This is a genomic window from Thalassotalea mangrovi (assembly GCF_005116735.1).
Classification (GTDB): domain Bacteria; phylum Pseudomonadota; class Gammaproteobacteria; order Enterobacterales; family Alteromonadaceae; genus Thalassotalea_A; species Thalassotalea_A mangrovi.
Map to the genome: position 1 here is coordinate 58,344 of NZ_SWDB01000010.1, position 23,467 is coordinate 81,810.

The window sequence follows — 23,467 nt, forward strand, 5'->3', positions numbered from 1 at the left end:
TATGTCATTTGATGAGTTATTGGCAAATCCAAGATTAAAATCGGCCTTAAAAAGTGATATGCCAACACCGCTATATCACCAGGTTTACCTGTTCCTCAAAGAGAAAATCCACAATGGCGAAATTCCCTTTGGTGAAAAGATGCCCACCGAACACAATTTGTCCGATGCTTTTGGGGTGTCACGTATCACCGCCAAACGGGCCATGGATGAACTCGCCGAGGAAGGCTATATAACCCGCCGCCGTGGCAAGGGCTCACACGTGACGTACCAACATCGGGCTGAACAGGTTGCTGCGCCGATGGGCGGACTGTTGGAAAATTTAAAAATTCTCGGCCGCGAGTCCCAGGTGAAATCACTGCTATTTGGCGCTGCCATTCCGCCTCTGGATATTCAGCAACGCTTTGGTACCGACAGTAACACGCCATTGATTCAATCACAGCGAATCCGCCTATCAGATGGTGTGCCCTTTGGTTATTACGGCAGCTGGACCCGTGATATCGGCGACATCTATACTCCGGAAAAAATGCAGGAAATGTCGCGTATTGAGATTTTTAAAGCGGCCGGCATCCAATTGGGAAAAATTAAGCAGACCGTCAGTGCGACATTATCAAACGTGGAAACGGCAATGCATCTGGATATCCCGATTGGCAAACCATTGCTAGTCATTGATCGCTCAATGTTTGATAAAGACGGTAATCTGTTTGACCACTTATACGCTATCTACAGACCGGATCAATATCAGTTTGAAATGGAGTTTTCCGTCGACGATTAACTCTTACTGGCCAGTGGTTCCGACAGCTAACCATTTACCTGTCGCTTTTGGCCATTGTGTTTTCAATAATTATGAAAGGAACAACAATGAAAATAATCAAACTCGCTGTACCTTCATTATTCACAACCCTGGCGGGCCTGTCGTTTATTACCACGGCGGCGCCGGTGGAGATCGCCCTTAGTCCCGTGCAATCCGCCAAGGGGCAGATTGTTGTCAAAGTCTATCAACAACAGAAAAACTGGATGTCAGAAGACGAAGGTGAGTCCTTTATGACCCATATCCACTCGTTTACAGAAGAGCAACCTGGCGATCCGGAAATGATCAATTTTGACCTGCCAGAAGGTGACTACGCCCTTTTCCTATATCAGGATCTTGATATGGATAGCGAGATGAAAACCAACTGGATTGGTATTCCGAAAGAACCGGTTGGTACGTCGAATGATGCCAAAGGGAAAATGGGCCCACCGGATTTCGACGATGCGCTGTTTAATGTCCCCTCTGAAGGTACCAAGCTTAAAATCACCCTTAGTAGTATTGATTAAAGTAGCTGCAGGCTGCAAGCGACAGGCGGTAAGCTGCTTCCTATGCTTAGTCATACCGACACAATTCAGGCAGTAAGCTGCTTTTAACTGCAAGTCAAAAATCAAGGGGGTCAGAGTTGTTGATTTTCAACAACTCTGACCCCCTTGATTTTTTTAGGTAATTTTAGCTTTGCGATTGCTCGGCATGTGGGACAACCTTATTCTTCACTACCAGGGCCCAGATAAACACAATCAAACCGCAAAAACCGACAAAAACAAAAGGACCTGCATTTTTCCAGTGGTCGAACAGGTAACCGCCGATAACACTGGAGACCAGGATACCAATCGCACCGCATAGATTAAAGATGCCGATAACCGCTCCGCGGTTTTTCTCAGCCGTTTGCTGAGAAATCAATACCCCAGAGGTAATGATGGCGCCGATTTCACTTAACCCCACCACGATAACGATGGCGATCATAAAACCGCCAAACGGATCGGTTACAAAGTATGTCCCCGCATAACCGATAAAGGTGAGTAGGCAGGCAACCGCCAGGGCATTAACCCGGTTAATCTTATCGGTCAACAAACCAAACAAAGGCGCGGTTAACAACGCGACACCCTGAGCAATACCAACAAACATACCGGCTTTTTTCAATGAATCCGCTGCTGACATTCCAACATCTGCGGAGGTACCATAGTTGGACAGCCATAACGTCATAAAGGCACCAACAATACTTAAATTTGCGCGGGACACAAATGCAGCACCGTAAGCCAGGGCAATGCCCGGATCTTTGGCAGCTTTTACGCCATCTACCATTAGCGTTGCCAATCCTGGCTTTTGTTCATGCTCTATCTTTTCGTGAGATTTGAGACCTCTTAATGATATGAGGCCGACCACAACTGCCAAGCCGACGGCAACGTAATAGGTGGCAAACCCAGAATCAACGACCGACCAGCCATTGCTCTGAAACACCGATGGCAAACGCAAAAGCAAAAACAGCGCAACCATGGCACCAATGCCATTACAGACTCCCTGCAGACCGGCAGCCTTGCCGCGGCTTTTGTTCACCGCATAATCCGCTAACAAGGTAACAATCATGCAGGTCGCCGCCGCAATCCCGACTCCGTATACCATTCGATACACCACGAGCTCATTAACACTTGCCGCTCCCGGATACAGATAAAGTGCCAAAGCAATCAGTGCAAAGCCCGATACCATAACCGTACGTCGGCCGATTTTATCGGAAACGGCTCCCCAGACTCCGACCGAGGCGATAATTGCCATCTCCCCCCAAAAATTCAGCTTACCGCTAACCATGCCATGCTCGGCTTTTGGGATGTTCATAACTTCGGTAAATAGAAATGGCTGGAATGCATTAATAAATGTACCGAGCAAAATACTGGCGATACAGGTCAGATAGAACACCGACATGTTCCATCCACTTACACCTTCATTTACCTGGATAAACAGATACTTATTTTCCGCTGCTTGCGTGGTCATAGTGAGTTCCCTCGTTTATTATTCTATTTATGCCTGGTTATCAGTCTTGGGGTCATATCTGTTATGGTGTCAGGTTTTTATCTATTGTGGGGTCAGGTCTTGAATTTTGCACTTCCAGTGCACAATTCAAGACCTGACCCCACAACCGCTGACCCCAAAACAGCACAATTCAAGACCTGACCCCCAGGACCGGATGAACGTCAGCTGCTGCATTTTCGACTTCTCGGCTAGTCGCCCGATATAGCCAATATGCTCCCAACGCCAGTGCCCCCTGGGTAATACTATTGAGAATTTCCGCCAGCCACTGAGCAGCTTCACTCTGATCGCCCTGGCGAGCCAGGTATGACAATAAAAAGATACCGACCAGGTTGACGATAAATAACACCCCCGCGCCTTTTTGTTTAATTTGCCAGGCGTGGCGTACCGCGTGCCAGATAAACACCATATTAGCTACGGTGAGCAACACCAATAACGATAAAAACCAGAAGCGTTTGTCCGGGAAGTTGATTGCCAGGTACCCAGCAGTTAATGCAAAAACGGCGATAAAGCCGGCGGGCCAGAGCCAGCCTTTGGAGGAATATTCGACCCGATTGTATGAGCGTCGAGTGAGAATCAGGGCGTAAGTCAACAGGGTGAAACCTGGTGCCATAAAAATAAACAAGCTGTGATTAAGAGCCATGAAATTGATATCAAAGGCAGCAATTAGCGTTTTCCAGGTCACCTTAGCAGTACCGCCGATGATGATCATCACCACCGAGATTTGCGCGATGCGTTGCAGTTTAGGCTCGATAGCAGCAATCATTCGGGCGATAAGTATCAAGCCAATCGAGGAAAAAATCACCGGCACAAAGTCAAAGAGCGCCAGCGCTAAGCTGTATTGATATTCTTCTTTCATAAACGGCTCTCCCTAAAAATTTGTTTGGTTACAAACCCATCAAAATCTATTAACGTACTGTAATAACAATATTAAAGTCTGATGTGAAGACAATTTAATCAGCACGATTGACTAAATGAATTAATGTTATTACTTTATAACAAATAAAGTATTTCCATGACACTGTTTTTTGTTGTGAGCCTGCCAGTAAGGGAATAGTTATGATCCGTGTTGCCGCCGCGCAATTTGCTGTAACCAACAATGTCGAAGAAAATCTGCAAACCTGCCTGAGAATGATTAAGCAAGCGGCAGGATGTTCTCCCGATTTAATTGTTTTACCTGAATTTGTTAACCATAACTCCTGGTACGACGATAAGGATCACTGTTACCGGGTTTCGGTCGAGCTTGATGGTCACTTCCTTGGCCAAATCGCCGAGGCAGCACAACTAGCCAATGCTTATCTTGTGGTCAACTGTACCGTCCGCCGTGCGGATAACAAGGTTACCGGTACCAGCTTAATGTATGCCCCGTCCGGTGAGTTACTGGGCGAGAACAATAAACAAGTGCTGGTCGGCCATGAAAATGACTTTCTCGAACCTGCCAATAAGCAAGGGCCGATCGTAGACACGCCGATTGGCCGTTTGGCCATGTACTCCTGCATGGATGGGGTGATCAACGAAACCCCAAGATGCTTATCTTTGCGCGGTGCCCAGGTGCTTTGCAACAGCCTCAATTCTTTTGCTATCGATGAAGGTGATCTCCACATTCCGGTCAGGGCGGCGGAGAATAAGGTATTTGTGGTTGCCGCCAACAAAGTCGGGCCATTAATCCCGGAAGAAGTTTTACAACCTATATCCGAGGCAATCAATATTCCGGTCAATTTTCTATCTGGTGCTGGCGACAGTCAGATTGTAGCCCCTGACGGCACAATACTGGCGATGGCCGGTAAAGAAGAAGACGTCATCTGGGCGGATATTGATGTCGAGCAAGCGAATCATAAATTACGTCCGGACCACAGCGATATTTTTAGCAATCGACGTCCAGAACTCTACCAGCGCCTTGGTGAGGATCCCGCCATGCAGTCGATTGAGGACTTTGAGGCGCCAGAAGATGTGACTTGTGCTGCGATCAGCGTCACTTCTCTTGATGAGGCCGTCGAGCTAATCAATGCGTCGTCCACTGCCTCGTTAATCTGCCTGCCAGAGTGCTTTTTTTTGCAACAACCTAAGGGTACAGATGAGGAGGTAGAGCTAAGTCGTGCTGCAGTCCAGGCAATTAGCGCTGCCTGCTCTCCCGGACAACTTATCGCTACCAGCATCGTTACCCACAATGATAATAAGCTCTGCCACACGGGCGTGATTATCGCTAGCAACGGCATTGTATTTGAGCAAGGCCAGGTGCACTTTTCCAGTCGTTTTCATTGGTCGGCACTGAGTGATGAATTTAACGTTTATCAAAGTCGTTTCGGCACCCTGGCCATCACTCTCGAAGATGATGCTATTTATCCGGAAACCTATCGGTTAATCGCCATGCAGGGTGCGCAAACGGTGCTGGCACCATTAGCCACACAAGAAGGCTGGCAAACGACCACCGGTCTTCGCGAACGGGCTTCGGAAAACCGGGTTAATGTTATCGCTGCCGATAAAAACAGCGCCAACAATCAGATTTGCGTACTGCAAAAAGAATTTACCATCATGACTCCCTGGCAGGAACGTCAGTTTGATGGCCTGCTTAGCGCCTGTGAATGCGTGCGTGGTGGCTCTGAAAATGCGATTACTCAAGGTGTTGTACATCCAAAGGCAGCCGCCAATAAGGTTTGTTCGCATCGTACCCATTTAATCAATAATCGTCCCTGGCGATTACTACAGCCCATGTTATAGCGAGAACATGCTTAATCAATTTACGGTTTTTCATTAACAATAAAAGACAAAGAAAGGCAAAAGTTATGAGCGAATCACATCCACGCCGTTTATCAGAAACGACATTACATGCCATTGTTGAGCATTTTAATATGCAGGAAGTGACCGCAGATAACGGTGGTCCGTATATCGACCTGCAGAGCCAACTCCCCATGGTACAGGGCAGTGTCGGCAGTGTCCGGGTGTTTACCGGTGGGCCACTGGCGAGGTTGGTAACCTGTTCTATTGTGGTTGAACAAATGCAACTGGACTCGCATATGCTTTACGGTTTTATGCCTGCGGATTCAGCAATTCCCCACTTCACCTTAGATTCTGTTGCCGCCGGTGAACATTTTGCGTTTCACCTGGATTTAACGCCACGTTCCGATTTAGGGTCAGACATTGCCTACATGAACGAAGTCTTCGAGCCGCTGACGCCGCTTTATGACGCCGCGGAGAGCGTAGAGGGATTGCAACCGGCGCATATTTCACCGCGACAGCGTGCCATTATGTCGCCCTGGATGCTGGTGCACCGGGCTTCCGAAGGTGCCTTCCTTAAATTATTTGATCATGTCGAACAATACCGCGATTACTGGTTTGAGTTGATTCAAAAAGGCGTTCGAAATGCACCAGGCACTGAGCAGTTAGTGACACGGGATAAAGCCAACCGCAGTGCGATTTTCAGTCCAGAAATCGATCCGGTATGGGGCCGCGTTGATGGCCTGATCGGTAAAGATGTTGGTGAACAACTGCGCGCCTTATTGCGTGGTGAGTAACGGAACCGCGGGTAATTTAGGACAGCAATTCAATCTCAGATTGTAATTGCCGACAGATAAAACGGAGCAAATTCAATGACATTAACGGCTGCACATTTTGTTGAACACATGACCGAGGCCGAGCAGGCCCGGGCAAAAATTGTTGAAAGTATCCTGCCTGCAATCAAGGAGCAGGCCGCCGATGTAGATCGCCATGGTGAGTTTTATCGACCGCACGTACAAACCCTGAGCAATGCGGGTCTGCTGGGCTTAATCATTCCTGAACAATATGGCGGCCTCGGCGGCGGCCTGCGCGATTTAGCCGCTGCCACATTTGCCCTGGGCACCGTCTGCCCTTCCACGGCACTATGTTTTTTCTTTCATTGCTCGTCGGCATCCAGAGGCCTGCTTGCCATTGAGGCTATCGAAGCCGGGTTATTTAACGAAACGGAAGCGCCGGTGGTAAAAGCGTTTGCTGAAAAAGTGTTAACCACCATGGGGCGGGACGGCAAGTGGCTGGCTAATTTTGCCTCGGAAGCGGTGAAGTCGGAGAAATCCGCGATTAATATCAGCACCAAGGCAACGAAAGTCGATGGCGGTTACCTGCTCAATGGCGTCAAGAGTTTTGGTTGTGCCACCGGGGTTGCCGATCAATACCTGGTTACCGCGGGTCTTGATGGCATTGACGATGCGAGTGGCCTTTCGACATTTTTCGTCAATCGTGACGCACAAGGCGTTAGTGAGCGACAAAAATGGGATGCTATCGGCATGCGCGGTACCGAAACCCATGGCCTGATATTGAAGGATGTTTTTGTCACTGATGCCGATGCATTAACCATCCCTTCTGCGTTTGTGCGTTGTATGCAGGTCAGTCGCGGTAGTTTTGTCGGTAATCAATTAGCCAGCATCGCCGTTTACCTGGGACAGGCCTGGTCCGTATATCACACCACATTGGATACCCTGACCAAAGCAAAATTCGGCGATTCCGGTAAATCCATCGCCAGCTCCCCGATGCATCAGCAACTGATTGGCGAGATGATGGCCGATCTGGAAACGGCGATGCTTTGGCTGCGGCGCCAGCTTGAGCTGGAAACCGCAGAGCCAGAGATCCTGCCTAAAAATGAAGTGGTAAAGCGTTGGCGCCTGTGTAAAGGCCAGGTATCCGAATATGGCTATAAAGTGGCTCTTAATGCCCTTAAGTGCACCGGCACATCCGGTACCAGTTTCTCCCATCCAAGTGCACACGGTTTACGGGAAATGGCGATGGCGCTGGTACAGGCATTTCCGGCCGAACGCGGGCGCTTAATGGCGGCACAAATGGAAGTTGAAGGGGCTGAGCAACATCAGTTTAGCGTCGGGCAGAACCAGTAAGTAGCAGATGATGACATTACCGAAAGCATTAAATTATATTGACCAGCAATGGCAAACGCCTGCAGACACAGGACGCGATACCTTGCACGATGCCAATACCGGCGAGCTGCTGGGCTATCAGGCCATGTCATCCTCTGAGCAGGTTAATGCTGCCATTGCATGTGCCAAGTCAGCGTTTAATGCTGGTTACTGGTCAGAGTTAAGTTATCATCACAGAGCCGGGTATTTATTAAAGATTGCCGATGCCTTGTCGTTAAAAGCAGAATCCATTGCCGAGCTTGATGCGGTGCAAACCGGTGTAGTGATCAGTTTCACCCGACAATTCGCACAAGTGTGTTCATTAGCCTTTATTGCTGCCGCCAACCTCCTCAAAGAGCTCCCCGAACAGCAGCACTTAAAGGGCGAGCATGACAATGACATCATCCTTGAACGACTGCCACTCGGCGTTGCCGCAATCATTGCGCCCTGGAATGCGCCATCAGGCATCGCCTGCCATAAAATCGCCAGTGCATTAGCCGCCGGTTGCCCGGTAATTTTTAAACCCTCAGAGTGGGCGGCAGGATCGGCGCAGCTTATTGCCGAGGCTATCAGCGAAGCGGAACTGCCCGAAGGCGTATTTCAACTCGTCCATGGCGGCGCTGAGGTTGGCGCGATGCTCAGCAATCATCCGGCGGTTTCGGCCGTCTCCTTTACCGGTGGTGCTCAGGGGGGTAAAGCCGTGGGGCAAAGTTGTGGGGCACAAATAAAGCCAGCACAGCTTGAACTCGGTGGTAATAATGCCTTGTTAGTCATGGCCGATGCGGATTTAGATAAAGCGGCCCAGGGCGTTGTGAATGGCCTGGTCACCATGAATGCACAATGGTGTCGGGCTTTGGGCAGGTTAATTTGTGACGCCAGCATTGAGCAAGCGTTACTTAGCAAAGTTGCAGACTTGCTGGCAAATATACAATTAGGAAACTCCTGTGGCACCGAATCACACATGGGGCCTTTGGTGCACAATGGCCATTTAAACTACATCAAAAACCGGGTGGCGCATTACCAAAACCTTGGTGGACAACTATTGCAGGTAACACCAATGCCAAATCTCAACGGCTGGTTTTATCCTCCAACGCTAATTACTGGACTTGATAGTACACAAACCTTAGAAGAGACCTTTGGCCCCGTCGCCACCGTCCATACGTTTGACCAGGAATCACAAGCCATCGCCATGGCCAATGAAACCGACTATGGGCTTGCCGCCTATGTGTTTGCAGAGCCTTCTACGGCCTGGCGGATGGCGAAGAAAATTCGCGCCGGGGTGGTCAAAATCAATGACGTGTCCTTGTTTGCGTTGCGTCCTGACCTGCCCCGGGCCGCCTGGGGAAAATCGGGTCTTGGCGACGAAGGGGTAAAAGAAACCTTTGAATTTTTCCGCGGTACCCGAGTGGTGGGTATTGCCTGAAAAAACCTAAATTAATACCAATAACGGCATAGCAGATAGATAAGAAAGGCGATTATGACAGCGGTAAATTCAGATTCATTGGTGGACTTATTTATAGATGGTAAATCCATTGCACCGGCAACCGGCGATTATTTCGACGTATTATACCCAGCGACGGAAATGCTATTTGCAAAAGTTGCCAAAGCCAACCATCTCGATGTCGATATTGCCGTTCGCTGTGCTCGCGACGGATTTAATACCTGGTCCTCCCTCGCCCCTTCTGCCCGGGAAGCGGCGCTGTTAAAGGCGGCCGATATTATCGAACAACAAGGCGAAGAACGGCTGCTTGATTGCCTGATTGATGAGAGTGGTTCGGCAATCAGTAAAGCTCGTTTTGAGATTCGTTATACCGTTGATTTGCTGCGTACCGCCGCCGGAGAGGCGAGGCGGTTGTATGAAAAGACCTTCCCGAATGATAATCCCGATCGCCTGTCTATGGTATTTCGTGAGCCTTTAGGGGTTGTCGCCGTCGTCTCACCCTACAATGCGCCGCTCAGCCTGCTGACCAAAATGACCGCGTTTCCCTTGGCCGCTGGTAATAGCGTAGTCATTAAGCCTTCGGAAGAAACCCCGGTGATCGCCATTAAGTTTGCAAAAATACTGGTAGAAGCGGGACTCCCGCCAGCAGCCGTTAATGTCGTTTGCGGCTTTGGCCACGAATGCGGACAGCCGCTGGTCGAACACCCGGATATTGATGGCATTGCCCTGACCGGTTCCACCCAGACAGGTATTCGTATTGGTGAAATTGCGATGAAACGGATGATTAAGACCCAGCTTGAACTGGGTGGCAAAAGCGCGGCCATTGTCTGCGCTGATGTCGATCCGGTAAAAGCCGCGGCCATCGTTGCCCAGGGGATATTCACCCATGGCGGACAAATTTGCATGGCCAACAGCCGGGTGATCGTCGATGAAAACATTTACGAAGCATTTATCGCTGCATTAAAGCAACAGGCAGAGGCTTTGACCATCGGCGATTTAAGAGATCCGAAAACCGTCTATGGCCCACTGATCAACCGCAACGCGGTGAATAAAATCCAGCAACACGTTGAGCAGGCCATGGCCCAGGGCGCGAGATTATTAACCGGCGGCGAGTCACTTCTATATCAGGATGGCTCACCAAGCCTGATATACAAACCCACGGTATTACTGGATACACCCAATAATGCCAGTGCCTGGTGTGACGAATCCTTCGGGCCGTTAACTAATGTGGTGAAATCCTCTTCGCTTGAACAAGCCATTGCTCTTGCCAATGATTCCAAATTTGGCCTGTCTGCGAGCGTGTTGACGAAAAATATTAACTGGGCGATGCAGGCGGCTCGGCAAATAAAAGCCGGTGCGGTTCATATCGGCATGCACGCCTTTCAAAGTAATGCTCTTGCTCCCATTGGCGGTAGTAAATTATCCGGTTTAGGCCGCAGTGGCGGTAGCTATTCCATCGAAGAGTTTACCGACGTGAAATGGGTCAGCATTGAAGTCAAAGCAACCTTGTAGAAGTCAGTGATGCGAAATGTAGTCAATGCCCATTATCTGGATACGCCAAACGGCAAGGTCCATTTTTACAGCTGTGGTGATAACAAGTTGCCTACCTTAATGCTGTTGCATCAAACGCCGAGTGACGGCCGCATGTATCATGATCTCATGCTATGCCTTAGTGATGATTTTCATTGTGTTGCCCCAGACCTGCCGGGATTTGGCAACAGTGAATTACTGCAACCAGACAGCTTTTGTGTAGAGGGCTGGGCCAGTGCGGTTCGTTATCTGATTGAATATCTGTTCGTTACAGCGCCTGATAGTAAACTCTCCCTGTTTGGCCATCACACCGGCGCAGCTGTGGCAGCAGAAATTGCCGCCAACACACCCGCTCGGGTGCAAAAGTTGATCCTGTCCGGCCCGCCACTGTTGCCAGAAACGGTAAAATCGACACTGATAAACAGTGTTGCCTTACCTGACATCCTTGATGATGAACAACGTTTCCAGTACTACTGGCAGAAAGTGAATGGCAAAGATCCTGCTGCACCACAATCGATAGCACTTAGGGAAACTCAGTCCGCCATCGAGCTTGGTGATAATTATCCTAAGGCGTATCAGGCGGTTTTCGATTACGACCTGGAGAATGCGCTGGTAAACCTGCAGTGCCCGACCCTGATGTTTGCCGGGGATCAGGATGCATTGCAGCCCTATTTAACCCATGCCCTTGCCTTGTCTGCAAACGCTCACCGGGCGGAAATTGGCAATACCTCGACTTATGTGTGTGAAACCCACCCAGCACAGGTGGCCAGGCTGATAAAGGAGTTTTAAATGGATTTAGCGCGTAATCACATCGGCCTGTTACATCGACCCGCATTAATTGTTGTCGATATGATTAATGGCTTTACCGATCCCAAATGCCCCCTTGGCAGTTACTGCCCGGAGGTGGTTGCCCATAATGCTGAGCTGTTAACGACATTTCGACAAAAACAATTACCGGTATTTTTCACCACCGTGGTCTATCAAAATGATAATCAGGCTCGGGTGTTCCGAGCCCGTATCAACGCCCTTAACCTACTGACAGAAGACTCCGATTGGGTCAAAGTAGACCCGCGCTTGGCACCGGTTAATGGCGAAGCCATCATCGAAAAATGCTGGGCCAGTGGCTTTTTTAAAACCGACTTACATGAACGGCTTAAAGCCAGCGGTGCCGATTCCCTGGTGGTTACCGGATTAACCACCAGCGGTTGTGTACGAGCCACGGTGGTCGATGGACTCCAGCATGACTACCCGGTGGTTGTCGCAAAAGAGGCGGTCGGCGATCGTAACGAGCAGGCACACCTGGCCAATTTACATGATATGCATGCCAAATATGCGGATGTGATGAATTGCCGCGACATAATTTCTTACCTTGAGCACACAGGAGTCGCATCATGACTAATCATACTTCAAAGACGCTGCCGGTCATTATTGCCGGTGCCGGTCCAGCCGGTTCAGTATTGGCACTGTATCTGGCACAACATAACATTGATGTGCTGTTACTGGAAAAATGTGACTCCCTGCCCATTGACCTAAGGGCGTCAACCTTCCACCCACCGTCACTGGAGATGCTTGATGATCTTGGCGTGGCCCAGGCAATGATCGACAAAGGGCTCATTGTCGATCGATATCAGTATCGGGATCGAAAGACAGGCGACGTGGCGGAATTTGATATGTCGGTGATAGCCGATGAGACCCGGTTTCCCTATCGCCTGCAACTGGAACAGTATGAACTGACGTATATCATTGCCGGGCAACTGGCTAAGTTTGATTGTGTGCAAACCCTGTTTAACCATGAAGTGGTGGATTTTAACCAGGACCAGCACGGCGTCGAGGTCAAAGTGAAAACACCAACCGGCGAAAAGAGCCTTTGGGGGAGTTTTTTAATTGGCTGCGATGGCGCATCGAGCAAGGTTCGTAAAGCCGCCGGTATTGAATTTTCCGGCTTTACCTATGATGAAAAGTTTTTGGTGGTTAGCACTGACTTTGCTTTTGAAAACGTGTTCGACAACCTGTCATACGTGAATTATGTTTCCGATCCGGACGAATGGTGCGTCATTCTTCGTACCGACAAGCTCTGGCGTGTGCTGTGGCCAACGGATCCTGATGAAACTAACTTAGATAAATATTTAACCGATGAGTTTATACAGGAGCGCCTGCATCACCTTTATGACAAGGCTGGTGATTACCATATTGGCCATCGCACTTTGTACAATGTTCACCAACGGGTTGCCGAAACCTACTTCAAGAATCGAGTTATCCTAGCCGGCGATGCCTGCCACATTAATAACCCGCTGGGTGGGATGGGGATGAATGGCGGGCTCCATGATGCCTTTAACCTGGCGGAGAAATTGGTCGACATTATCCACAATCAGGCGGACTACCGGGACTTGTTTGCCCTCTATGACCGACAGCGAAAAGATTTGGCCGTGCAGTTTGTGCAAAAACATACCATAGAAAATAAAAAGCTGATGGAATCGACCGACCCGGACATTCAGGCCAAGCGCCAGAAAATGTTTATGGAAACGGCCGCTGATGTAAAAAAAGCCAAAGCTTTTGTGATGGAGCGCGCCATGTTTAATTGTTTGCGCGACTCGTTGAAAGTTAATTAACCGGTTTATGGTTAATTTAAATTCTGCTGCACGGGGATAAGAATTCGATACGAACAATTATTGTTTGGTAATTGTTCTAAGGATGAGGACGCTGTCGAGGGAGACTTCGTCGCTGAGGACTGCGTCGTAAAAAGTTCGTCATCTCCATGTAAATGGAGATCTTCCTCTGTTATTGGTTAAGATTTCCTGTAGTATCAGCAAATGACTCAATAGCCAGGCGTAATCTTCGATTACATGCAATGCGATACGAATAATTATTGTTTGGTAATTGTTCTGAGGGTGGACTGCGCCTGCTGGGCGGTTATTAGGTGAGGACGCTGTCGCTGAGGACGCTGTCGGTGAGGACTGCGTCGTAAAAGAGATCGTCATCTCCATGTAAATGGAGATCTTCCTCTGATTCTGGTTAAGATTTCCTGTAGTATCAGGAAATGACTCAACCTCTAGGCGTAATCTTCGATTACATGCTAGGAGCGATAGCGTGCCAGGAATGCAATGTGCTAGAAACGCAGTGCGCTACCTGCTTAGTTGAAGGCCGTTCGCCCTCCGAGACCTGAAACCTGAAACCTGACGTTGAGACCCGAAACCTTGTTTACTTATGCCCAAACCGAATAAAAAACTTCCCACCAAAACCGTCAAAGTCATTTGCAATAGCTGTAATCAGTTATTGTTCAAGTACAAAAAAGGTGGGACCGGTGCGCTGATTAAGTGCTTCAAAGAACGCATCGTCGAAGACAATACCGAGCAACCTGGGATCTGTCCGAATTGCCACACCGAATTTGCCCGGGATACCCTGGTGCGAGGCACACCAGCGTTTAAGATTATTGGAAACAAAGCTAAGCAAAAATAAAAGGAGCATCGCTTCCTTTTAGTTTTAGCACGCAACCTATGGTTGCTCCTAGCACGCTAAATCAGAGATTCAGCTCCTGGCACACGATGAAACATCGTTCCTAGCATACAATCGAAGATTGCGCCTAGCGGTTAATTAAAGATAGCTCTTAGCACGCTAAATCAGAAATTCAGCTCCTGGCACACGATGAAACATCGTTCCTAGCATGCAATCGAAGATTGCGCCTAGCGGTTAACAATTACTAGAAGCGTTAGCGTGCTAGGAATGTAATGTGCTAGGAGTGAAACGTGCTAGGAGTGAAACGTGCTAGGAGTGAAACGTGCTAGGAATGTAATGTGCTAGGAACGCAGTGTGCTTTTTAAAACGGCAAAGTCAATAACTCACCGAGGCTTGGTTGCCATTGAAAATCCGCGAGCTTTACTTTACCACCAATCACTACAATCCCCTCTTCCTGCAGCCGCTTTACCTGCCGTTGATAAGCGTCGCTACCTTTTTGCAACGAAATTTTTCCCTGGCTGTTCAGCACTCGATGCCAGGGCAGGTTTTGTGACGGTGAAGCGAGTTTCAGTGCCCTTCCCGCCAATCTCGCTCGCCCGGGCAAGCCAGCCAGATCCGCCAGTTGACCATAGCTAACCACCTTGCCCGGTGGGATCAGGGCAACCAGGGTCCAGATGCGATGATGGTTTTCGTTAGGTTTCATAAGTCAAAGCACGCAATCCTTTATTGCTCCTAGCACGCTAAATCAGAGATTCAGCTCCTAGCACACGATGAAACATCGTTCCTAGCATGCAATCGAAGATTGCGCCTAGTAGCTTGTTATTGTTAGGAGTCTAACATCCAGAAGCGATAGCATGCCAGCAGTGAAATAAGTCAGAAGCGACACCATGCTAGAAACGAAGTGTGCTAGGAGCGACAGCGTGCTAGGAGCGACAGCGTGCTAGGAGCGACAGCGTGCTAGGAGCGACAGCGTGCTAGGAGCGACAGCGTGCTAGGAGCGACAGCGTGCTAGGAGCGACAGCGTGCTAGGAATGCAATGTGCTATTAGCTTTACTTAGGCCGTTCGCCCTCCGAAACCTGAAACCTGAAACCTGCCTCCTCGATTTGCTGATCATCAGCGCTACTTAGCGCTGATGATCACCAAATCGTCATGATACTGCGCATCGTCTTCATCACCATAGCGCACCAACAGCTCTTCCTTACCATCATCGTTTAAGTCATCGCTCGTCAAAAACACGCCGTTTTGCGGCAATGGCAGAGAGAAACGTTGTGCTCTATTGGTAATGTATTTATCACCGTTAACACCGGCATAGATTTTCAGCTTGTTTTCGTCAGCGCTGAGGATCAGCTCTTTGTAGCCATCACCATTTAAATCCGCCAGTTTAACGATGGGGGCGCCACTTTTTCCGGTAGATAGACTAAATGTAAGTTCGACTTCTTTACTGATGCTTTTCCTGAATGCTCCAGAGCTAGCATCCTGCACATAAATCAACACATCCTGATCGACGCTACCACTGAGCAATGCACCAATAATCTGTGACACAGAAATATCGAATGACGACATCAGTACTTCCTGTCTCGCATCCCGATTCAGGTCAATAAATTGAATATCTCCGACGGTGCCGTCACTGGCCAGCACGGTGCTTGGTTGTTGTTGGAAGCTAACACTACCGTCACTAACCTGGCCAAAAAACACCTGATAATCGTTGCTTCGATCTAAGACCCCGGAACTGGTGCTGTGCCGCACCACAAGGTCGACAATACCGTCGCCATTGATATCGTCCATGCTTTCCAGGTTCTGATGATCGAGATTACTTTGATCCAGATTCGAACCATCGGCATTGCGGGTATCCCACCAATTTTGCCCAGAAATTCTCGAATTGATGTTCACCTGCTGGGCCTGCGACGAAAATTCGCCCAGCGGCGATGCCAGATAAACTAGAAGCTTACCATCATCTACCCAGGCAATATCAGCAAGCTGATCCTGATTCATATCGGCCAGAAACCATTTTCGCCTGGTATAACTGACGCTCGACTCAAACACCTCGACAACCGGCGTAATTGGCAATTGCTGGCGCTCGTAACCAATATCAACAGGAGCTTCTCCTTTTGCCTCCCCCTGGGCCTGCAGTGGCGATGACACATAGAGGTTCAAGCCGTTAAAATCAGCAAGCGCAAAATCAGGGTGTCGGTCGTGGTTTAAATAGCGGACGAAATTACCGCGCTTTAAGTAGTTCGATGATTGCTTAATAAATATCGATTGCACCTTTAACAGCGGCTGAAACGGTTGTTCCGCCTGCTCCGGCTGCAATTCGATGATCTCTGTACTGGTCAGAAAATAGAGGCGATGCAATGGACGCTGCGCTGCAATCGACGATTTACCTACCACTTTTAATTCTGCATCCGAATCAAAGGCAAAGTAGCTGGCATCGATTGGCAGGTGCCGATACAACTCATATTCACCAGATCGCGTATCGACGGCAAAAATGGCCAATTGGCCTCGCCCTTCTTTCTCACCGATCAAGATAATTTCCTTGCCTGGGTTTGGCAGGAAATTACCGCGAAGAGGCTCCTGAGAGATAGAAAATGGTGCTGAAATGGTTTGAGAGTTCAGGGTCAGGTCCTGCGACCGGGCGTTCATCGTGGCAAAAACCAGAATCAACGCCAACAGATTTCGAACTGTACGTATTTTTAGCATCAGAACCCCTCTCCTTTACGATGTGATTACCAGGGTAACACTTCCCCGTTTGAATGCCGGAATACCCCGGAATCCAATAACGATAAATCATCCATAAGCCCTACTAAGCGCTGTGCGGCAACCTGAGCGGAAATATCTCCGCGACCTTCGACCATGTCGGTTTGTACATACCCTGGATGATAAATACCAACCGCAATTCCCTGATGATACAGGTCTTTTGACAACGACATCGCCGCGGCGTTCAATGCGGCTTTCGACATCCGGTACCCATAGCGACCTCCTGAGCCGTTATCGGCAATCGAGCCCATACGAGAGGTAATCAGTGCGATTTTACTGCCAGAGCGTAAGTTGCCTTGCAGTGCCTGGCATATGGATAACGGTGCCAACGCATTGACCCGAAACTGTTGTTCAATTTGCTCAGGATTAAAGTTTTGCAACGACTCATCCCTGAGGATGCCAGCGTTATTAACCAAAAGATCAACGACGACATTATCCAGCGCTTGCTGCAATGCCGTGATGCCCTCCGCCGTGGCGACATCGATACCATCGACCACCGTCACATCACATTCATTTTGTAAGGTGTTGAGTGCCTCTGAGGAAGATCGGCAGATGGCAAACACCCTGTCTCCCCGCCTGGCAAATACTTCTGCCATTGCCAGTCCAATGCCCCGATTAGCGCCAGTGATTACTACAGACAAGGGATCCGATTTTAACATACTAAACTCTTCCTACTGCTTTCATGCCTTCTTCTCAGTGTACTGCAAGGTAATACCAATCACATTAATTTATCCTCAAAGGAAATCGTTAAAAACAATCTGGCTGATATTGAAACCTATGCAGGACTTCTATACTGAAGATAAATTACCCAAAGAGAGCCATTATGAGCAAACCCGTTATCGCCGATATCAAGCCGGCAAAAGCATCGTTGACCAAGGATAAAGACCGCTACTTTTGTGCCTGCGGCTTATCGTCCGACCAACCTTTCTGCGATGGCTCACATAGCTCTACCTCGATTACGCCCATTAAGATCAGTGTTGATGAAGATAAAACCGCTTATTTGTGTCAATGCAAACAATCCAATAACCTGCCTTACTGTGATGGTTCTCATAAGCAGTTCAGTGAGGAAGATATTGGTAGCTCACCGGATGCAAAAAACAATGAGTCAGAGGACAATGGTAGTTCTGACAACAGCGGTGACGAGAAGAACAAGCCGCCAAAAGCCAAAGCAACCCAGGAAGAGCCTACGCTGGAGTTCATTCATGAGTTGGCTAAACATGGATTGGAAAAAACTGGCCACCATGGGCCTATGGTGGCAATGGGAGTGCCTAAAAACCAATTGCCAACGTGGGATGATATTCAAATTATGACCGCACAGCTGGCTCATAAACCACTACTCGACGATATGGAAGTGGGCACTGAACTCATTATCGGTAAACAAGCAAAAAAACCGTTAGAACTGGCCATCCCTTTATTGGTTTCGGACATGAGCTTTGGCGCCCTGTCAAAAAATGCCAAGGTGGCACTGGCGAAGGGCGCACAACTGGCAAATACCGGCATTTGTTCCGGAGAAGGTGGCATGCTGCCCGATGAGCAGGAAAATAATCAACGCTACTTTTACGAATATGCCAGTGCCGGCTACGGCTATGACGAAGAAAAATTAAAAAACGTTCAGGCATTTCATTTTAAAGGCGGACAGGCAGCAAAAACCGGTACGGGTGGCCATCTGCCAGCGGATAAAAATACCGAACTCATTGCTAAAGTTCGAGGCCTAGAACCCGGTACCGATGCCATCTCCCCGTCAACATTCATAGACCTGACGACGGTCGCCGATTTTCGCCACTTCGCCGACCGGATCCGGGAAATCACCGGCGGTATTCCAATCGGCTTTAAACTCAGTGCCAACCATATCGAGGCCGATATTAAGTTTGCGGTTGAGGCCAGTGCCGATTACATCATTATTGATGGTCGCGGCGGCGGAACCGGAGCGGCACCGGCGCTGTTTCGCGATCACATTAGCGTGCCGACGATTCCAGCACTGGCTCGTGCCCGCCATATCCTCGACAAAATCGGCGCCACAGAAAAGGTTACCTTAATCATTACCGGCGGCCTGCGCACCCCCAGCGACTTTATTAAAGCCATGGCTCTCGGTGCCGATGGCATTGCCCTGGCTAACTCGGCGATACAGGCGATAGGCTGCGTCGGCGCAAGGATGTGCAATCTCAATAATTGCCCATCCGGGGTAGCCACCCAAGATCCAGAATTAACCAAGCGCCTCAACGTGGAACAAAGCGCCCAGCGCCTGAATCGCTTTTTACGGGCTTCGACCGAATTAATGCAGGTGATGGCCAGGGCCTGTGGTCATCAGCACCTTTGCGGCTTTAATCGTCACGATATTGCAAGCTGGCATCGCCAGGTCGCCGATTTAGCTGGTATTGACTATGCTGGTTATAAGGCGACTCGCTTATAACTGCATGCAGAATAACGCATTAACACTCTTAGGAGCTATGACAACAATATGCTGAAAGCTTTCTTCAAGGATCCTCTATTTCACTTCATGGTAATCGCAGCGGTGCTATTTGTGACGTACGATCTGCGCAACGACGATGCGGATATCGATCAACAAGTTATCAATGTCAGTAGCGGCCGGGTCGAACAATTGCATCAACGCTTTGTCAAAGTCTGGCAACGCACCCCCACGCAACAGGAAATGGATAGTTTAATCAACCGATATGTGCTTGACGAAATCTATGCTCGTGAGGCCCGGTCCATGGGGCTGGATGAAAACGACAGCGTGATTCGCAAACGCCTGCGGCAGAAACTGGAATTTATGATGCAGGATATCAGCACCGCCAAACCACCAGAGCAGGATGTGTTACAGGCGTTTTTCCAGCAACATCAGGATAATTATCGATTAGAGGACAGTTACAGTTTTCAGCAGGTATTTATCAGCGATGATCAAGAACCCGACCAGGTAAATCGCTGGCTTGAACAACAGCAGCAGCGGATCACCAAAGGCCTGGAACCGGAGGGGCATTCATCGTTACTGCCGGCCAACCTGGTCAATCACGGCGCTGGCCATATCGCCCGCCAGTTTGGTGATAATTTTGCACAGGCATTATCCTCTTCGCCGATAGAACAATGGTATGGCCCGATTGAGTCCGGCTATGGTAAACACTTTGTCTATATTGAGGATGTCCAACCCGGTACCCTGCCGGCATTAGCCGACATTAAAGATAAAGTCATCGCCGACTGGCGCTATCAAAAGGATCAGGATTTCCAGGACAAGTTTGAACAGGAATTGCTGAAGCGTTATCAAATCAATGTTGATATGTCGATGCTACTGGCCGGGGAATAACCATGCGCGCGATTTTAAGTTTACTGACATTTTTCCTGTCGACCGCTCTATGCCAGGCCGACGATATGCGCCCGGCTTCACTGACCATCTCACAACTCGAAGCAAGCTCGTTTGATGTTATTTTTAAAGTCCCAGCTCGCGAAAATGCCAGGCTTAAGCTTGATGTCAGTTTTGATGATAAGACCGAACCATCGGGCTTGCGACATCGCCAGTTTAGTAACCAGGCCTATATTGAAAGCTGGCAAATCGAACGAGAAGCATTAGCAGGGATGCGGATCAGTATCGAGGGCTTCAATGAAAATGCCGCGGATGTGTTAGTGCGTGTTATTGATTTGCAGGGACAAACCATCACTACGGTACTTAATGCCGATAAGCAGCACTTCACTATTGAGGATAAATATCAGGATCAGAATACCTTTATTGCTTATACCATCCTCGGTATCGAGCACATTCTTGTTGGCCTGGATCACTTGTTGTTCGTTGCATGCCTGATTTACATATCCCGAAGCGGCAGAAAATTGCTACTTACTATTACCGGTTTTACGATTGCCCATTCATTAACGCTGATCCTGGCAACAACCGATACCCTGGTGTTCCCGATAGCACCGGTAGAGGCAGTGATCGCACTGAGTATTGTATTGCTAGCCTGGGAAATTGCTAAAAACCGCCAACATAGCCTGACCCTGAAATATCCGGTCGCAGTATCCACCAGTTTTGGCTTATTACATGGGTTTGGTTTCGCTTCGGTTCTTAGCGACATTGGCCTGCCTCCCGGTGAAAAGTGGCAGGCGTTATTAAGCTTTAATATTGGTGTTGAAATCGGGCAATTGCTATTCGTTGCCGCCTTGTATGTGTTGTTTGCCCTATCCCGGTTGCTTATCAAATCAATAACCCTGGATAAGCTGCGGTTTGCGGTGAGTTATTGCTGTGGTTCGGTGGCGATGTATTGGCTGTTTCAGCGGCTTGCTGCTTTTTAGTAAATCATAGCGAATAGCATGGGGTGACCCCCTCCTAGCACATTACATTCCTAGCACGCTGACGCTCCTAGTTGCTAGTTGCTAGTTGCTAGTTGCTAGTTGCTAGGAACTAAATCTTAGATTTTGTGTGCTAGGAGTAAATGTTTAAATTTACGTGCTTATCAAAAAACAAAAAACCGGCATTAAGCCGGTTTTTTAAGTCCACTCCGTTCCTTAGAACGGCAGGAAGTTAAAGGTGTACGACAGTTTCGTTTCGTTCACATCTTCCGCACCAAAATTGATTAACTTAATACGGGCAAGAAGTTTACGTTTGAAATCATCCACATCAATTTCGCTGGAGGCGATATCGACAAGCGATACACTACCATTTGGCTGAATGATCAGGTTTACCGTCACCTTACCCTGGAGGCCAGGATCCGCGCGTAACGCACGGCGATAAATGGCATACAATGCGCCTTTATTCTTATCGAAGGTCTGGCGAATTGACTCTGTGGTACGGCTACCGGATAACATCTCCGACTGGCTTTGAGCTGCCACCGATTCATTGCCACCGGTCGGCATGACCTTGGCAGTAAATTCGGTACTGCTGCGACCAGCCAGGCGCGCACCTTCACCAACATCCGTAGATAAGGTTGCATTGCTAACACCACCAGAGGTGCCTTTGGCTTTACCCGCGAGAATCACCCGTTGGGTTTGCTCGGCATTACCACCCTCATTGCTGAGATTCTCATTCTGCAAATTGCCCATATCCAGAGTATCGCGCATTTCGCTTAACTCATCGGATAAAGCCAATAGGCCGGAGTTTTTCGCCTTTTCCTGTGCTTTTTTCACCTTATCTTCCTTTACCACTTCCGGTTTAGGCTGTGGCTTAGGCTCTGGTTTCGGCTCTTCTTTTTTCACTGGCTCAGGTTCGGGCTCAGGCTCTGGTGGTACTTCCTCTTCCGCCTTAGGCTCAGGAATTGGCTCTCGCTTGGGAGGAACCACTTCCACCTTACGCTCCATGATTCGAACCAGCTGTGGCGGTATCTTTTCTTTTTCTTCCCGGGTCTGCTCCGGCAGAGTGACTAACATAACGATTAACGTAAAGATCAGGGTCAGCGCTAGCATGACTCCGGTAATACGATTAAAGGTTTTGTTATTTTCACCTATACGCCAGGGGATAATAACCGGGGTTTGTTGACTGCTCACTACTGTCCCGCCTCCCCTTTGTTTTCCGCTTCAGCCTGTTGCAATAGTTCATCGGTGTTGGCATAAACCTGCTCAACCGCCAGAGAAATATTGGTGTAACCGGCAGACGCCGAGGTTTGCATCACCTTCTTCAATAGCGCATAGGGAACGGACTTATCGGCCATGATATTAATCGCCAGGCCATTTTCCAGTTCCTGCTCACTCAGCTGCTTACGGTTTTTCTGATATTCCAGCTCATCATTCAACGGCTCGACAATCACTGATTCCAATGTCATTAACTCATCAACCGAGATAATTTGTCGGCCCTGAAGAATCACATCGGTGGCATTAACCATAATCAGCAGGTTGTCTTCAGCAGCTTCTTCCGAAACCGATTCCGGCAATTCAAGCGATTTATTGGTTTGCAACACCTGGACATCAGATGCATTCACCATCAGGAAGAAAACCAGGATAGTGAAGATATCCATCAGCGATACCAGACTCAACTTAGAGACCTTGGAGTTACGCTGATGATGACGTTGCATGCGTTTTGCGCGTAATGATTGCTTCATTATTCACTTCCTCCTGCTGCTGCAACGCCCTGGCTGATTGCCTCAGGGTTCTTCAATGTTGGTGCATCACCAAGGGAAATATCCGGGAACAATTCAGCATCAACGACCGATGCCACCACAACCGCTTTATAGGAGCGAGCCTTATCCATCAAGGTAACAATGGTTTGATACTCGATATCCGGTTCCAGTAACAACGACAAATCGCGCTTCTCAATGCCCTGCTTAGCCAGCAACTGCTTAACCTGTTTCAGGGTCGCCACCAGGGTGTCATAATCGTATCCTTCTTCCGTCGAAGGAATATATTTGAGCAAATAAGACTGGGGATAATAAACCTCAATCGCGTCCTGACGGACCATGATCTCAAGATTCTTTATCTCTTCGTCATTTTGCTCGGTCTGTTGGGCGGGATCTGCTAAATCCGGCAACTTAAGATCCAGAACGGTAATATGGGAAAATACCATCATCATCAAAAGCACCGGCACCAGAACAATCATCAAATTCATAAATGATGTTATGTCCAGTTCAGCTTCCTCGCGCTTAATTCGGGGCTTTCTTAGCATTCGT

At 48.8% G+C, this 23,467-nt stretch carries 22 protein-coding genes; 14 read left to right on the forward strand and 8 right to left on the reverse strand.

The annotated features are described in order from the left end of the window. Position 1: 1 nt before the first annotated feature. The gene (locus E8M12_RS05410) at positions 2 to 772 is read left to right on the forward strand and encodes a GntR family transcriptional regulator (RefSeq protein ID WP_136735076.1); all 771 of its coding nucleotides are present in this window, start codon (positions 2 to 4) and stop codon (positions 770 to 772) included. A gap of 86 nt (positions 773 to 858) precedes the next feature. After that, positions 859 to 1,314, forward strand: a complete 456-nt coding sequence (locus E8M12_RS05415) for a DUF2141 domain-containing protein (RefSeq protein ID WP_169303043.1) — start codon at positions 859 to 861, stop codon at positions 1,312 to 1,314. Between the two features lie 163 nt (positions 1,315 to 1,477). Here E8M12_RS05415 and E8M12_RS05420 read toward each other — a convergent pair whose 3' ends face one another. Beyond that, complete coding sequence (locus E8M12_RS05420) at positions 1,478 to 2,794, reverse strand: MFS transporter (RefSeq protein WP_136735078.1); 1,317 nt, start codon at positions 2,792 to 2,794, stop codon at positions 1,478 to 1,480. A 169-nt stretch (positions 2,795 to 2,963) separates the two neighbouring features. Further along, positions 2,964 to 3,689 carry a hypothetical protein gene (locus E8M12_RS05425; protein WP_136735079.1) on the reverse strand — a complete coding sequence of 242 codons (726 nt, stop codon included), beginning with the start codon at positions 3,687 to 3,689 and terminating at the stop codon, positions 2,964 to 2,966. Between the two features lie 200 nt (positions 3,690 to 3,889). Here E8M12_RS05425 and E8M12_RS05430 point away from each other — a divergent pair, with 200 nt between their 5' ends. From E8M12_RS05430 to E8M12_RS05470, 9 genes are all read left to right on the forward strand, one after another. After that, a complete protein-coding gene (locus E8M12_RS05430; protein ID WP_136735080.1) occupies positions 3,890 to 5,548 on the forward strand; it encodes a nitrilase-related carbon-nitrogen hydrolase in 1,659 nt (552 codons plus the stop codon). A gap of 65 nt (positions 5,549 to 5,613) precedes the next feature. Then, positions 5,614 to 6,342 carry a hypothetical protein gene (locus tag E8M12_RS05435; RefSeq protein ID WP_136735081.1) on the forward strand — a complete coding sequence of 243 codons (729 nt, stop codon included), beginning with the start codon at positions 5,614 to 5,616 and terminating at the stop codon, positions 6,340 to 6,342. A gap of 75 nt (positions 6,343 to 6,417) precedes the next feature. Then, complete coding sequence (locus tag E8M12_RS05440; protein ID WP_136735082.1) at positions 6,418 to 7,692, forward strand: acyl-CoA dehydrogenase family protein; 1,275 nt, start codon at positions 6,418 to 6,420, stop codon at positions 7,690 to 7,692. A 7-nt stretch (positions 7,693 to 7,699) separates the two neighbouring features. Continuing rightward, complete coding sequence (locus E8M12_RS05445) at positions 7,700 to 9,133, forward strand: aldehyde dehydrogenase family protein (RefSeq protein ID WP_136735083.1); 1,434 nt, start codon at positions 7,700 to 7,702, stop codon at positions 9,131 to 9,133. Between the two features lie 54 nt (positions 9,134 to 9,187). Continuing rightward, the gene (locus E8M12_RS05450) at positions 9,188 to 10,663 is read left to right on the forward strand and encodes an aldehyde dehydrogenase family protein (RefSeq protein WP_136735084.1); all 1,476 of its coding nucleotides are present in this window, start codon (positions 9,188 to 9,190) and stop codon (positions 10,661 to 10,663) included. A gap of 9 nt (positions 10,664 to 10,672) precedes the next feature. After that, positions 10,673 to 11,470 carry an alpha/beta fold hydrolase gene (locus tag E8M12_RS05455; RefSeq protein ID WP_136735085.1) on the forward strand — a complete coding sequence of 266 codons (798 nt, stop codon included), beginning with the start codon at positions 10,673 to 10,675 and terminating at the stop codon, positions 11,468 to 11,470. Continuing rightward, positions 11,471 to 12,076, forward strand: a complete 606-nt coding sequence (locus tag E8M12_RS05460; RefSeq protein ID WP_136735086.1) for an isochorismatase family protein — start codon at positions 11,471 to 11,473, stop codon at positions 12,074 to 12,076. Next, on the forward strand, positions 12,073 to 13,290 hold the full coding sequence (locus E8M12_RS05465) for an FAD-dependent oxidoreductase (protein ID WP_136735087.1): 1,218 nt from the start codon (positions 12,073 to 12,075) through the stop codon (positions 13,288 to 13,290). Before E8M12_RS05460 ends, E8M12_RS05465 begins: the two co-directional genes overlap by 4 nt. A gap of 595 nt (positions 13,291 to 13,885) precedes the next feature. Continuing rightward, complete coding sequence (locus tag E8M12_RS05470) at positions 13,886 to 14,137, forward strand: hypothetical protein (RefSeq protein ID WP_136735088.1); 252 nt, start codon at positions 13,886 to 13,888, stop codon at positions 14,135 to 14,137. A gap of 358 nt (positions 14,138 to 14,495) precedes the next feature. On the opposite strand, the gene E8M12_RS05475 is transcribed toward E8M12_RS05470, so the two are convergent. The 3 genes from E8M12_RS05475 to E8M12_RS05485 all read right to left on the reverse strand — a co-directional run bounded on the left by E8M12_RS05475 (position 14,496) and on the right by E8M12_RS05485 (position 17,548). After that, entirely contained in the window at positions 14,496 to 14,837 is a 342-nt protein-coding gene (locus E8M12_RS05475) for an MGMT family protein (protein ID WP_136735089.1), read from the reverse strand. Positions 14,838 to 15,254: 417 nt separating this feature from the next. Beyond that, complete coding sequence (locus E8M12_RS05480) at positions 15,255 to 16,832, reverse strand: FG-GAP repeat domain-containing protein (RefSeq protein ID WP_136735090.1); 1,578 nt, start codon at positions 16,830 to 16,832, stop codon at positions 15,255 to 15,257. Positions 16,833 to 16,858: 26 nt separating this feature from the next. Beyond that, a complete protein-coding gene (locus E8M12_RS05485) occupies positions 16,859 to 17,548 on the reverse strand; it encodes an SDR family oxidoreductase (protein WP_136735091.1) in 690 nt (229 codons plus the stop codon). A 164-nt stretch (positions 17,549 to 17,712) separates the two neighbouring features. Between E8M12_RS05485 and E8M12_RS05490 the strand changes: the two genes are divergently transcribed. The 3 genes from E8M12_RS05490 (at position 17,713) to E8M12_RS05500 (ending at position 21,164) form a co-directional block, all read left to right on the forward strand. After that, positions 17,713 to 19,299 (forward strand): glutamate synthase-related protein, encoded by a 1,587-nt coding sequence (locus E8M12_RS05490; protein ID WP_136735092.1) that lies wholly within the window; start codon positions 17,713 to 17,715, stop codon positions 19,297 to 19,299. A gap of 111 nt (positions 19,300 to 19,410) precedes the next feature. Further along, positions 19,411 to 20,187, forward strand: a complete 777-nt coding sequence (locus E8M12_RS05495) for a peptidyl-prolyl cis-trans isomerase (protein ID WP_169303044.1) — start codon at positions 19,411 to 19,413, stop codon at positions 20,185 to 20,187. A 2-nt stretch (positions 20,188 to 20,189) separates the two neighbouring features. Beyond that, complete coding sequence (locus E8M12_RS05500; protein WP_136735094.1) at positions 20,190 to 21,164, forward strand: HupE/UreJ family protein; 975 nt, start codon at positions 20,190 to 20,192, stop codon at positions 21,162 to 21,164. A 213-nt stretch (positions 21,165 to 21,377) separates the two neighbouring features. On the opposite strand, the gene E8M12_RS05505 is transcribed toward E8M12_RS05500, so the two are convergent. From E8M12_RS05505 to E8M12_RS05515, 3 genes are read right to left on the reverse strand one after another with little or no spacing between them, the layout of a single operon-like run. Continuing rightward, positions 21,378 to 22,352 (reverse strand): AgmX/PglI C-terminal domain-containing protein, encoded by a 975-nt coding sequence (locus E8M12_RS05505; RefSeq protein ID WP_136735095.1) that lies wholly within the window; start codon positions 22,350 to 22,352, stop codon positions 21,378 to 21,380. Continuing rightward, complete coding sequence (locus E8M12_RS05510; RefSeq protein ID WP_136735096.1) at positions 22,352 to 22,903, reverse strand: ExbD/TolR family protein; 552 nt, start codon at positions 22,901 to 22,903, stop codon at positions 22,352 to 22,354. Before E8M12_RS05510 ends, E8M12_RS05505 begins: the two co-directional genes overlap by 1 nt. Continuing rightward, entirely contained in the window at positions 22,903 to 23,463 is a 561-nt protein-coding gene (locus tag E8M12_RS05515; RefSeq protein WP_136735097.1) for an ExbD/TolR family protein, read from the reverse strand. The genes E8M12_RS05510 and E8M12_RS05515 overlap by 1 nt, the downstream gene beginning before the upstream one ends. Positions 23,464 to 23,467 lie beyond the last annotated feature (4 nt).

Bases quoted from the DNA above. Each gene is read 5' to 3' on its own strand.
- E8M12_RS05410 (WP_136735076.1), top strand. From the start codon at position 2: ATGTCATTTGATGAGTTATTGGCAAATCCAAGATTAAAATCGGCCTTA.
- E8M12_RS05415 (WP_169303043.1), top strand. From the start codon at position 859: ATGAAAATAATCAAACTCGCTGTACCTTCATTATTCACAACCCTGGCG.
- E8M12_RS05420 (WP_136735078.1), bottom strand. From the start codon at position 2,794: ATGACCACGCAAGCAGCGGAAAATAAGTATCTGTTTATCCAGGTAAAT.
- E8M12_RS05425 (WP_136735079.1), bottom strand. From the start codon at position 3,689: ATGAAAGAAGAATATCAATACAGCTTAGCGCTGGCGCTCTTTGACTTT.
- E8M12_RS05430 (WP_136735080.1), top strand. From the start codon at position 3,890: ATGATCCGTGTTGCCGCCGCGCAATTTGCTGTAACCAACAATGTCGAA.
- E8M12_RS05435 (WP_136735081.1), top strand. From the start codon at position 5,614: ATGAGCGAATCACATCCACGCCGTTTATCAGAAACGACATTACATGCC.
- E8M12_RS05440 (WP_136735082.1), top strand. From the start codon at position 6,418: ATGACATTAACGGCTGCACATTTTGTTGAACACATGACCGAGGCCGAG.
- E8M12_RS05445 (WP_136735083.1), top strand. From the start codon at position 7,700: ATGATGACATTACCGAAAGCATTAAATTATATTGACCAGCAATGGCAA.
- E8M12_RS05450 (WP_136735084.1), top strand. From the start codon at position 9,188: ATGACAGCGGTAAATTCAGATTCATTGGTGGACTTATTTATAGATGGT.
- E8M12_RS05455 (WP_136735085.1), top strand. From the start codon at position 10,673: ATGCGAAATGTAGTCAATGCCCATTATCTGGATACGCCAAACGGCAAG.
- E8M12_RS05460 (WP_136735086.1), top strand. From the start codon at position 11,471: ATGGATTTAGCGCGTAATCACATCGGCCTGTTACATCGACCCGCATTA.
- E8M12_RS05465 (WP_136735087.1), top strand. From the start codon at position 12,073: ATGACTAATCATACTTCAAAGACGCTGCCGGTCATTATTGCCGGTGCC.
- E8M12_RS05470 (WP_136735088.1), top strand. From the start codon at position 13,886: ATGCCCAAACCGAATAAAAAACTTCCCACCAAAACCGTCAAAGTCATT.
- E8M12_RS05475 (WP_136735089.1), bottom strand. From the start codon at position 14,837: ATGAAACCTAACGAAAACCATCATCGCATCTGGACCCTGGTTGCCCTG.
- E8M12_RS05480 (WP_136735090.1), bottom strand. From the start codon at position 16,832: ATGCTAAAAATACGTACAGTTCGAAATCTGTTGGCGTTGATTCTGGTT.
- E8M12_RS05485 (WP_136735091.1), bottom strand. From the start codon at position 17,548: ATGTTAAAATCGGATCCCTTGTCTGTAGTAATCACTGGCGCTAATCGG.
- E8M12_RS05490 (WP_136735092.1), top strand. From the start codon at position 17,713: ATGAGCAAACCCGTTATCGCCGATATCAAGCCGGCAAAAGCATCGTTG.
- E8M12_RS05500 (WP_136735094.1), top strand. From the start codon at position 20,190: ATGCGCGCGATTTTAAGTTTACTGACATTTTTCCTGTCGACCGCTCTA.
- E8M12_RS05510 (WP_136735096.1), bottom strand. From the start codon at position 22,903: ATGAAGCAATCATTACGCGCAAAACGCATGCAACGTCATCATCAGCGT.
- E8M12_RS05515 (WP_136735097.1), bottom strand. From the start codon at position 23,463: ATGCTAAGAAAGCCCCGAATTAAGCGCGAGGAAGCTGAACTGGACATA.